Origin of the sequence: Mycobacterium sp. NPDC048908 (assembly GCF_043197955.1) — a bacterium.
Taxonomy (GTDB): Bacteria; Actinomycetota; Actinomycetes; order Mycobacteriales; family Mycobacteriaceae; genus Mycobacterium.
Genome location: NZ_JBICUE010000027.1, coordinates 1 through 11,204, shown reverse-complemented (window position 1 = coordinate 11,204; position 11,204 = coordinate 1). Strand labels below are relative to the sequence as shown.

9 protein-coding genes and 1 pseudogene are annotated in these 11,204 nt (G+C 64.0%); 3 read left to right on the top strand and 7 right to left on the bottom strand.

Features of this window, described 5'->3' with window-relative positions:
* Positions 1-607 precede the first annotated feature (607 nt).
* Positions 608-2,128: a hypothetical protein gene (locus ACGFK1_RS32465; protein WP_393439771.1), complete on the top strand. Its 1,521-nt coding sequence runs from the start codon at positions 608-610 to the stop codon at positions 2,126-2,128.
* 3 nt (positions 2,129-2,131) lie between these two features.
* Here ACGFK1_RS32465 and ACGFK1_RS32460 read toward each other — a convergent pair.
* The 7 genes and pseudogenes from ACGFK1_RS32460 to ACGFK1_RS32430 form a co-directional block, all read right to left on the bottom strand.
* Positions 2,132-2,769, bottom strand: a pseudogene (locus ACGFK1_RS32460) (class I SAM-dependent methyltransferase).
* Positions 2,766-3,206, bottom strand: a complete 441-nt coding sequence (locus ACGFK1_RS32455; protein ID WP_393439768.1) for a DUF5078 domain-containing protein — start codon at positions 3,204-3,206, stop codon at positions 2,766-2,768. Before ACGFK1_RS32455 ends, ACGFK1_RS32460 begins: the two are co-directional and overlap by 4 nt.
* 10 nt (positions 3,207-3,216) lie before the next feature.
* A complete protein-coding gene (locus ACGFK1_RS32450; RefSeq protein WP_393439765.1) occupies positions 3,217-3,546 on the bottom strand; it encodes a DUF732 domain-containing protein in 330 nt (109 codons plus the stop codon).
* 16 nt (positions 3,547-3,562) lie between these two features.
* A complete protein-coding gene (locus tag ACGFK1_RS32445) occupies positions 3,563-6,469 on the bottom strand; it encodes an RND family transporter (RefSeq protein ID WP_393439762.1) in 2,907 nt (968 codons plus the stop codon).
* The gene (locus tag ACGFK1_RS32440) at positions 6,466-6,894 is read right to left on the bottom strand and encodes an MmpS family transport accessory protein (RefSeq protein ID WP_393439759.1); all 429 of its coding nucleotides are present in this window, start codon (positions 6,892-6,894) and stop codon (positions 6,466-6,468) included. Before ACGFK1_RS32440 ends, ACGFK1_RS32445 begins: the two co-directional genes overlap by 4 nt.
* Positions 6,895-7,007: 113 nt before the next feature.
* Positions 7,008-7,673 carry a TetR/AcrR family transcriptional regulator gene (locus tag ACGFK1_RS32435; protein WP_393439756.1) on the bottom strand — a complete coding sequence of 222 codons (666 nt, stop codon included), beginning with the start codon at positions 7,671-7,673 and terminating at the stop codon, positions 7,008-7,010.
* A 45-nt stretch (positions 7,674-7,718) separates the two neighbouring features.
* A complete protein-coding gene (locus ACGFK1_RS32430; RefSeq protein ID WP_393439753.1) occupies positions 7,719-7,967 on the bottom strand; it encodes a DUF6457 domain-containing protein in 249 nt (82 codons plus the stop codon).
* 73 nt (positions 7,968-8,040) lie between these two features.
* Between ACGFK1_RS32430 and ACGFK1_RS32425 the strand changes: the two genes are divergently transcribed.
* Both ACGFK1_RS32425 and ACGFK1_RS32420 read left to right on the top strand, forming a co-directional pair.
* Positions 8,041-9,408: an SRPBCC family protein gene (locus ACGFK1_RS32425; protein ID WP_393439887.1), complete on the top strand. Its 1,368-nt coding sequence runs from the start codon at positions 8,041-8,043 to the stop codon at positions 9,406-9,408.
* A complete protein-coding gene (locus ACGFK1_RS32420; RefSeq protein WP_393439750.1) occupies positions 9,402-11,069 on the top strand; it encodes an FAD-binding protein in 1,668 nt (555 codons plus the stop codon). The genes ACGFK1_RS32425 and ACGFK1_RS32420 overlap by 7 nt, the downstream gene beginning before the upstream one ends.
* Positions 11,070-11,204: the final 135 nt, after the last annotated feature.

The following is an 11,204-nucleotide window of genomic DNA, read 5'->3' as shown; positions in this document are numbered from 1 at the left end:
CTGCCGCGATCTCGGGTCAAACGCCTTCCCCAGAACGGGCAGCCGCTCGTTTTCCTCACCGTGGGGGTATCCGCCTGCACGGCTTGGGATTACGTGGGCTCGCGGATCCCAAAGACCGACCCCGCTCACCGAACACGCTATGGGACCTACGAGTAGCCGACTCACTGTGAGGGTCATGCCGTCACGCGAAGCCGAACGTCGAGGTGCCAACGTCGACGGTGCCGACCGACCCACGCTCCGCAAGATCTACCGATCACGACCGTGCCCTCCGAGGGGTGCGCACCGCGGTGGATCCGGTGGGACTGCCGCTCTCAGCAAACAGTGAACAACGGACTCACGCGGCCTGTCCTCGCGGTGAACAGGTCGGCGCGGTGCCCGACGGCGCGCCTGGCTGAGTTTCCATGTCTACCGTCAACATTCACAGTGCGAGGTGACGGGTAACGGCGTTGGACCGCATGCCGATAAACGCGGCAAGCCGTAGGTGCCCGCTGTCTGGATACGACGAGATGACGGGGACGGGTGAGCAAACTATGCTCACTTCGGGTGAGCGCTTGACCCGCGACGGCGACGTCGGTTTCGCGACGAGAGTGGGGCCATAGTGCAATCAGTGCTGGGACTGTCGGTGACGTCCACCAGCGTTGGCTGGGTGCTGCTGGACGGGCACGGCCGCGACGCCACCGTCCTCGACCACGACGCGTTCGATATCCAGCCCGGTGTGCATGGCGCCGACGTCGACGCATCACCGCACACCGCGGCGGCCCGCGGCGCACAAGCGATCGCGGCCGCGAGCGGTCACAAGGTGGGCTCTGTTCATGTGACGTGGACCGAGGGTGTCGAGGCAGGTGCGGCGGCCCTTCTGAAGTCGCTGGCGGACTTGGGCTTCGACAATGTGCAAGCGGTCCCGGTCAGGCGGGCGGCACAAAGCTGGGGTATCGAAACCGGACGGGAAAGCGAACACGCCAAGACCGGGCTGTGCATCTTGGAGCCCGACGTGGCGACAATCATGATCATCGCCACCGGCGCAGGCTCTGTGCGCACCGCGATCATGGACAACCGCGACTCTGCCGAAGATCTCGTTGAATTGCTGCGGACGGTGTTCCGCAGGGACGGTTGGCTGCCCGAGAGCCTGTACCTCGTCGGAGCGCATGCTGATCTGGACGAAGTCACACAGCCGATCACAGACGCGTTGCCCATCCCGGTATCTGATTCGGTCGACACCCAATTGGCGCTCGCGCGCGGCGCGGCGCTCGCCACCATAGACAATGTCGACAGCGATTCGGTACACGCAGCCGAGGAGCCGCTCGAAAAGCCTTGGCGCATAACGCGTCCGAAGAAACCGACCGCCCCGGAGACGCAACAGCCGGTCGTGGAGTCCGCGGTAACCCAGGTGATTGCGACACCGAGCGTCGATTCGCCAAAACGTGAGCGGCCATTGCTGCTCGCGCACGCCAAGAAGCTGACCCTCGGGGCTGCGGCTGTGGCGATCTTCGGTGCCGCACTGTCGCTCGCCGCGGGTTCGGCGCTCAACGTCGAAACGAACACCGCGCAAGCGGCAGACACCACGGACTCGGGCGCCTCGGAGACGTCGGCAAGTGTCCACCCCGTGCCGGTGGCGCCTGCACCGGTGCTTCAACCGTTGGCGGCCGCACCGCCTGCCGTACCACCACCGGCGCCGGAGACGCTCTCGAGTCCTGCCCAGCCGATAGCGGTCAGCACGCCCGAGCCTGCTGCCGTCCCCGTTCCGCACTTGACGGAGGCCACGGCGCCGACCACCTCGGTTCCGGTCGCCGCGCCGGTTGCCCCGTCACTCCCTGCGGCATCCCTCGATGCACCGGTAGCTACGTCCCCACCTGAGGCCGCCGCCCTCGCTGCGCCGGTTGCTCCGCCACCCGAGGCGACCCCTCTTGGTGTGCCGCCTGCCGTTGGCCCGCCCGCTGCAGTGGCCCCTGCGCCTGCCGTTGTCCCGCCCGCTGCAGTGGCCCCTGCGCCTGCCGTTGTCCCGCCCGCTGCAGTGGCCCCTGCGCCTGCCGCCCCCGTGGTGCCGCCGACTCCCGCCGACGGCAGTCAACCGCCACCCTCGGATCCCATTCAGCAGGCGTTGAGCCCGCTGTTCAGTGGGTTGCCCTGACCGCTACGGCTTGACGCCGATGGTGATCAAGTCTGACAGCACCTGGGTCCATACCGGACGGTGAACCCGGTGCTGATCATCGACTCGAAATGCTGCGTGCCCGAAAAGTCTCCGCATCTCGGCCGGCGTCGGGTTATGCGCGGGATTCAACCGATTCGCGGAAAGCCGGCGCCAGGAGAGCGGTTGCCGGGGGCTCAGCGTCGCCACGGCCACGAGACCGCTCGGCGCGAGTACGCGGTGAAACTCGCGCAGCGCGACCGGTTGGTCGAAGAAGTGATACGCCGAGGTGGTGACGACGGCGTCCAGAGTCCGTCGTCGAACGGCAGCTGCTCGGCGGCCGCTTTTCGCCAGTGCACGTTCGACGCGCGCGCCCTTGCCTGAGCGAGCATGCCTTCGGACATGTCGACGCCGTAGACCTCGTCGGGTCGCAACTCCTTCGCGATCCGATCAGCGAGAATACCTGTGCCGCAGGCGATGTCGGCTATCCGGCGGGCGCCGTGGTGGCTGAGCACCAAAATCACCTCGTCCTGGGCCGGGCGATACACCCACTGCTGCAGGACACGTAGGTCGTACAGCGGCGCAGCGAAACTCCAGAACCGCGTAACCGCTTCGTTGAGCGTTCGCCGAGGCGCTGAGGTCACCAAGTCCAGACTGTCGGATCGCTCGGCGGGTAGTTCATGCAGATGTCGGTGCCGTGCGCGGCGACGCCCTTGTTGTTGAAGAACAGCTTGGCCCAGTTGCCCCAGCGGGTGGCCATCTGCTCGTAGTAGACGTTGGTAGCCGTGTCTTCCGAGTACTGGCGTCGTGCGGCGTAGTCAAGCGAGAAGAACCAGTAGATGCGATCGCGGGCGCCGTCTTGAACGTCGACCGGCCGGTTCTTGTAGTCGGTCATATAGCGCTCGTAGTAGACCGGTTCAACGTCACGCACGGCCGCCATGTACTGGTCGACGGTGCACGTGGTCTTCAGGATTCGATTCGGAATCGGATAGTCGTCGCTGGCGTCGGCCGACGCGACGGCCGGAACGGTCACCGCCGCCACGCAGAGCGCGGCCGCCGCGATACTCGCTTTGATGAACATGTCTGACTCCTTATTGATGGGCGGCGGCGTCGAGTACTGGCAGCTTATCGGGGCAGTAAGTGCGAAGCGAAGCACCGAGGAACTGCCATGCCTGCTCCGTGGTGCTGCCCTTGGGCAGTTGCAGGAAGACGAACTTCGCCGACTTGTCGGCGTCCGCATCGAGCCCGTTGTAGAGCCGCTTACAGGTGATCTTGCCGATCCACGCGTTGTAATCCTTCGGGCCGTAGATGCCGTACGTGTGGAGTTCGTTGGCGAAGTCCGTGTCGGGGTCCGCGTGCGCCGGAGCGGCGAACACCAGGGCGGGCGCCACCGCGGCGGCGGCCAGCGTAGCGAGTCTCATTCCCTTCATCACACACCTATCTGATCGGACCCGTTGGGTTTTCGTCGTCGGCACCGCCGGCGCCGACGCGGACCGGGGAGTGGGCCGAATGCCGCGCCGGCTTCGGCCACGGTGCTGGTACGGGCCGCGTTCGGACATTCTGCGGCCACCAGAACCAGCGGCCCATCAGGGCCGCGATCGACGGCGTCATGAATGATCGGATCACCAGCGTGTCGAACAGCAGGCCGAGACCGATCGTAGTGCCCACTTGGCCAACCACGATCAGATCGCTGACCACCATCGACATCATGGTGAACGCGAACACCAGGCCCGCCGACGTGACCACCGCGCCGGTGCCGGCCATCGACCGGATGATGCCGGTCTTGATGCCAGCCGGTATCTCTTCCTTGAACCTGGACACCAACAGCAGGTTGTAGTCGGAGCCCACCGCCAGCAGGATGATCACCGACATCGCGAGGATCATCCAATGCAGCGGGATGCCGAGAACGTGTTCCCAGATCAGCACGGACAAGCCGAACGACGTACCCAAAGACAACAACACGGTGCCGACGATGACCGCGGAGGCGATCACCGCTCGGGTCAACAGCAGCATGATGATGAATATCAGGCAGAGCGACGAGATACCGGCGATCAGAAGGTCCCAGTTCGAACCTTCCTGCATGTCCTTGTAGGTCGAGGCGGTACCGGCCAGGTAGATCTTCGAGCCCTCGAGTGGCGTGCCCTTGATCGCCTCGAATGCCGCGTTCTTGATCTGCGGAATCAACTTGATGCCCTCGGGCGTTGCCGGGTCACTCTCGTGAGAGATGATGAACCGCACGGCTTTTCCGTCGGGAGAGACGAACATCTTCATGCCGCGTTTGAAGTCGGGGTTGTCGAAGACTTCCGGCGGCAGGTAGAAGGAGTCGTCGTTCTTTGATGCATCGAACGCCTGGCCCATCGCGCCCTGGTTCTCCTGCATCGCCTTCATCTGGTCCTGCTGGCTCTTCTGGCTCTGATACATGGTCAGCGTGATGTGCTGCATGCTCTTCATCGTCTCGATCATCGACGGCATCAGCGCCACCATCTGCGGCATCAACGTGTCGAGCTTCTCCATGTCGGGAAGCAGGTTCTTGATGTCGTCGGTCATCGTGTCGATGCCGTCGAGCGTGTCGAAGATGGACCTGATCGACCAGCAGACGGGGATGTCGAAGCAGTGCGGTTCCCAGTAGAAGTAATTGCGCAGCGGCCGGAAGAAGTCATCGAAATCCGCGATGTGATCCCGCAGCTCCTCGATGTCGACCGTCATGCCCTTCATCTTGGTGACCATGCTGTGCGTGGTGGCCGCCATCTCCACGGTGATGCTCTGCATTCGCTCCATCGTGTCGATGGAGGTTTGCATGTCATTGGCCTGCTTCAGCATGTTGGCCATGACCTTGTCCATGTAGTCCTGATTCATCTGCTGGCTGGTGCCCTGCATGCTGATCAGGAACGGGATCGAGGTGTGCTCGATCGGAGTGCCCTCGGGACGGGTGATGGACTGCACCCGGCCTACGCCGGGCACGTGGAAGATGCTCTTGGCGATTCGATCGATGACCAGCATGTCCGCCGAATTGCGGACATCGTGGTCGGTTTCGACCAGCAGCATTTCCGGGTTCATCCGGGCCTGCGGGAAGTGGCGGTCGGCGGCCGCGTAGCCGAGGTTCGCCGGAATGTCCTTGGGCAGATAGTCGCGGTCGTTGTAGCTCGGCTTGTAGGACGGCAGCGCCAACAACCCGATCAGCGCCAGCGCCACCGACGCGGCGAGAATCGGTCCTGGCCAACGCACGACGGCGGTGCCGACTCGCCGCCAGCCGCGGGTCTTCATCGCCCGCTTCGGGTCGAACAAACCGAACCGGCTGCAGACCGTCAGCAAGGCGGGCGCCATGGTCAGTGCCGCCGCGACCGCGACGAGCATGCCGATCGCCAACGGGATACCCAGCGTCTGGAAGTACGGCAGCCGCGTGAACGTCAGGCAGAACGTCGCACCGGCGATGGTCAGACCCGAGCCGAGGATCACGTGCGCGGTGCCGTGATACATGGTGTAGAACGCGGTTTCGCGATCCTCACCGTTCTCGCGGGCTTCGTGATACCGGCCGACGAGGAAGATCGCGTAGTCCGTGCCCGCGGCGATCGCCAGGGTGGTGAGCAGGTTGACCGCGAACGTCGACAGCCCGATCAGGTCGTAATAGCCAAGAGCGGCAACGATTCCCCTGGCGGCCGCCAGCTCGATGAACATCATCACCAGGACCAGGAGCACGGTCACGATGGATCGGTAAACGAACAACAGCATCACGAAGATCACCACGATCGTGAGAGCGGTGATCAGCTGGATGCTCTTGTCGCCGGCGTGGTGCTGGTCGGTCATCAGGGGCCCTGGCCCGGTGACGTAGGTCTTGATCCCCGGCGGCGGGGGCGTGTCGTCCACGATCTTGCGGACGGCTTCCACCGACTCATTCGACAGGCTCTCGCCCTGATTGCCGGCGAGATAGACCTGAACGTAGGCGGCCTTGCCGTCGGCGCTCTGCGCACCCGAGGCGGTCAACGGATCGCCCCAGAAGTCCTGAATGTGTTCGACGTGCTTCTTGTCGGTCTCGAGCTTGTCGATCAGCGTGTCGTAATACTTGTGCGCGGCGTCGCCGAGCGGCTGATCACCCTCCAGCACCACCATCGCTGAGCTGTTGGAGTCGAATTCCTGGAAGGTCTTGCCGACACGTTGCATCGCCTCGAGCGAGGGTGCGTCGTTGGGAGCCAGCGATACCGCGTGTGCCTCACCGACCTTTTCCAGCTGCGGGGCAACGACGTTCACGATCACCGTCAGTGCGATCCAGCCCAGCAGGATGGGCACGGAGAACAGCCGGATGAAGCGCGGGATGAACGGGTGCGCCCCGACATGGGTGTTACTCATGCGGATTTCACCAGGCAGAAGGTCTGGGCGTTCACGCCGTCGCTGGTCCTCTCGTCCTTGACCACACCGTCGACGGTGATCCGGCACGTGATACTGCTGCCGTCGCCCTGCGCGATGATGTTCGGGCTGGCTGCGGGCGCGGTGGTGGTCAGCGTCAGTTCCCACGGCAGGGGCGCGTTGAGCGCCTTCTGCGGTTGAGCGTCCAGATCGAGGTAGTTGATGGTGGCGATGTTGCCGTCGCCGAAGATCTCGTACTTGACGACCTTGGGATTGAACGGCTCGGGATCGTTGACCAGGCCCGCGCCCGGCTTGGTGAGCACGGTCTGGCCGAAGAAGCCGCGGAAGCGGTCCACGACGAACACCGCGATGACCACCACCAGCAGGATGACCAGCAGTACCCAGAAGCGCTTGGCGAAACGCAACATCAGACGATTCGCTCCCGACCCTCGCTACTCATTCACGCCCTCTTCTAATGCCTGTTCACGGCAGCCGCAGCTATAATTTAGCCGGTATAACTTCTCATCGCGAAACGATTACCTCAAGCGATTGTGTCGCTGGTCACCTCCCTGCCACTGGACAGTGCTGGGTCACTGTGCTGCGCGGTTGCCTGATCCCAGACCGGCATCTCGAAGCGGTCGAGGCAGCGCTCGATGAAGGCGGTGGCCTCCTCGTGGCCGTGCGTGATGCCGAGTCCCTGTTCGTGCATCACCATCCGGGCCAGGCCGCCCATGATCATCGACATGACCACGGGCGGGAATTGCTCGAGGTCCACGCCGCGGGCCTTCAGCGCCAGAGTCACCACACCCTCTTCGAGGTCGCGAAAGCGCATGGCGTACGCCGAGATCTCGCTGCGGATGGCCTTGCGGTGGTTGGCCATGGCCAGGAACTCGGTGAAAAGCTGGGCATCGGTCGCGCTGTTGAGCAGCCACAAAGCATGCAGGGGTTGCGCATCGGCGATCGCCTCGCGTTGGCGCTGCAGATTGTGCTCGGCCTTGTCGCGCAGGACGGCCACGAACAGGTCGTCCATGCTGGGGAAGTAGTAATGCACCAGCGCGGGTTTGACGCCCGCTTTGGCGGCCACCCGCCTGGAGGTCGCGGCGGCATAGCCCTCTTCGAGCATGATTTGGGCGGTCGCCTCGATCAGCGCTTCCCGAGTTGCCTCCCGGCCAATGCGGGGCTGCTCGTCAGCGGGCTTGCTCGGCATGAAGGCAGACTAATGGTTGGGCGACCGCCCAACAACCGCTACGCGCTAGGTCTGCGCGGGCGGCAGCAGCGAGCCGAGCCGCCTCACGGCGTCAGTGATCGTGTCCGCGCGGTCCGCCCCTGTTTCGAGCTTGCGTCCGACAGCGCACCCCAGCAGGAACGTGGACAGCGGGGTCATCTTGCGCTCCACTCGGTGCGCGACGTCGCCCGCCGTGCCGAGCAGTTGTGTCGTCTCCTCAGACGTCAGGGGCTGCTCACCGAGGGCGTGCGCGAGTTCGTCGATCCAGTTCTCCATGCCTGCAGTATCGGCGCCCCACCGAACTGAACTTGCTATTTTTACTAAGATACGTGTGGGCGCCAAAAGGGTGATGTCGTTGACCGAAGTGAACTGGACCCCGTTCGACGTGCCGTGGGCGGTGCAGGCTGTGGACCGGATCCCCAAACAGCGCTACTACGACGACGAGTTCTATGCGCTCGAGGCAGAACTGTTCTGGCCGCGCGTGTGGCAGATGGCATGCCGTCTCGAGGAGATTCCGTCGCGCGGCGACTTCGTGGAATACGAGATCCTCGACCAGTCGGTCATCGTGGTCCGTGTCGGTGCCGACGACGTCCGCGCCTTTTACAACGCGTGTCGCCATCGGGGGATGAAGATCGTCGAGGGCTGCGGCTCACGCCGGAACTTCGTCTGCCCGTTTCACGGTTGGTGCTGGAGTCTCGACGGGGCCAACACCTTTGTGTTGCGACCCGAGATCTTCGACGAGAAGAACCTCGCCGCAGACGATCTCGGTTTGGTTCCCGTCCGATGCGAATTGTGGGGCGGCTGTGCGTGGATCAACCTCGACAACGGCGCGCCGCCGTTGAGGGAATGCATCGAGCCATTCGCGTCCAGGCACGACGAGTGGAAGGTCGGCGCGCTGCGCACCGAGTGGTGGAAATCGTGTCTGCTACCGGTCAACTGGAAGCTGGCGACCGAGGCCTTCATGGAGGGCTATCACGTTCCCCAGACCCATCCGCAACTGCTGCCGTCGTCGCACCGCGTCGAGGCATCGCCGGTACATCCGATCATCGAGACCAGCCTGCACTTCATGCGCACACTGGGCTCGGGCATGGGAGGCATGACGCACGAGAACGATGTGCGGATCGCCGAAGGGCTGCAGAACATGTCGCTCCCCGACGATCCCGCCTCGGCGATGGCAATCTGGCGCGGCGCGGTCAATGACGCGGTCACCACGTGGCACCGAGCTCGCGGCTGCGACTTTCCGGATCTGAATGATCTGGACCGTCGTGGGGTGATCGACCCGATCGGGTTCTGCTTCCCGCATTACTTCATCCTTCCGCAATACAGCAGCGCCTCGTCGTATCGCATCCGTCCGCTCGGACCGGAGCAGACACTGTTCGAGATCTGGTCGCTCACCCGCTATCCGAACGATCGGTCCCAGGGACGGCCAACGCCGCCCGAACCGCTGGCGCCCGACGACCCGAGCTGGCCGACGATCCCGGCCCAGGACTTCTCCAACCTGCCGCGCCAGCAGAAAGGCCTGCACGTCAAGGGATTCGAATTCATGCGATTGTCGAAGGAGGTCGAAGGACTGATCTCGAACTTCGAGCGTGTCGTCGATGCGTTCCTCGCTGAGGTTCCCTACCACCAGCTTGTCGGCGCGATCCAGAAGACGAACACGACCATCGACGTGCCCATCGCCGACCTCGGAATTTCGCAGCAGGTTCGGGCATGGTGAACTGGGACGAGTCCGTCGACCTTCTCATCGCGGGTAGCGGCGGCGGCGGAATGGTCGCCGCGTTGGCCGCTCGGGACTCCGGTATCGAACCGCTGGTCGTCGAGAAGCAAGACCTCATCGGCGGCGCCACCGGGATGTCCGGCGGCATGGTGTGGCTGCCCAACAATCCGCTGATGATCGCGGATGGCATACCCGATTCACATGAAGACGGTCTGGCGTACTTCGACGCCGTCGTCGGTGACATCGGCGAGGCGTCATCGAGTGCCCGCCGCGAAATGTTCTTGACCGCGGGCTCCGAGATGATCGACTTCCTGATCGGCAAGGGCGTGCGCTTCGTGCGCTGTCCCGGCTACACCGATTACTACCCGAACCACAAGGGCGGCAACACAGCTGGACGTTCGATCGAGGGTGTCCCCTTCGATGCGGCAGCGCTGGGGGAGTGGAGCACCAAGATCCACCCTCCGTTGGCCAAAAACTACGGGCAGGGCTTCGTGGTGAAGACCAACGAGTTGCGGTCGGTGCAGTACTTCAACCGATCACCGAAGGCCTTCGCCGTGGCGATGCGCGTGTTCGCGCGGTCCAGGGCGGCGCGGTTACGGCGCCGCGAGATGCTCACCAACGGCGCCTCACTGGTTGGCCAGATGCTCACGGTGCTGATCGACCTGCCCGGTGAGCCGCCGATCTGGACGAACACTGCGTTGGACGATCTGATCGTGGAGGACGGTGGCGTCGTCGGCGCCCGGGTGATTCGAGATGGCGTCGCGCTGAACATCGAAGCGCGCAAGGGGGTCCTGCTCGCAGCGGGAGGATTCAGTCGCAATGCGGACATGCGCCGTCGGTACAGCGGTGACCAGCCCAACGAAGCAAAGTGGTCGATCGCGAACGCCGGCGACACCGGTGAAGTGCTACAGACGGCGATGCGGCTCGGTGCGAAGACCGATCTTCTGGATGAGGCGTGGTGGCTGCCTTCGGTTTTCGTCGCCGATCCTCGTGCCAGGGCAATCGGTCAGGCCCGGCAACGGCCGGGCGCCATCTACGTGGACGGCACCGGCAAGCGGTTCTGCAACGAGTCCAACTCCTATGTGGAAGTCGGCAAGGCGATGTACGCCAACCGGGCCGTGCCGTGCTGGCAGGTGTTCGATGAAGGGTACGTCGGTCGCTATGTATCCGGTGCCAACCCGCTCAAGAAGCGTCGGCTGCCGGAAGAGGTGATCGAGTCAGGAGTGATCGCGCGGGCTGACACCATCGCCGATCTAGCGCGCCAGATCGGCGTCCCGGCAGAGGGTTTGGAGCATACCGTCCAGCGCTTCAACACCTTCGCAGCTGACGGTCAAGACCCCGACTTCGGCCGCGGCCAGTCGGCCTACAACATCTGCCTTGGTGATCTAGGGTACAAACCCAATGCCGCACTCGGACCGATCGACCGCGCGCCGTTCTACGCCACCAGGGTGTTTCCCGCCGACGTCGGTACATGCGGAGGAGTCATCACCAACGAGCACTCACAGGTCCTCGATCAGAACGACCGGGTGATCAACGGCCTGTACGCGACCGGTAATATCACCGCCACCGTGATGGGCCGTACCTATCTCGGCGCGGGCGGCAGCATCGCGAACACGATGGTCTTCGGCTATGTCGCGGCCCGGCACGCGGCGAACAGGTAGCGTTCTTCTGCCGAGCAGACGCAAAACTGCCTATTTTCCGCCGGCGGTTTCTAGCGCTGGGTGCAACAGCTTCTTGTTGAGGGGTTGTCATGAGGGTTCCGCGTTATCCGTTTGTGGGTCGTCGGTTCTGGGAGT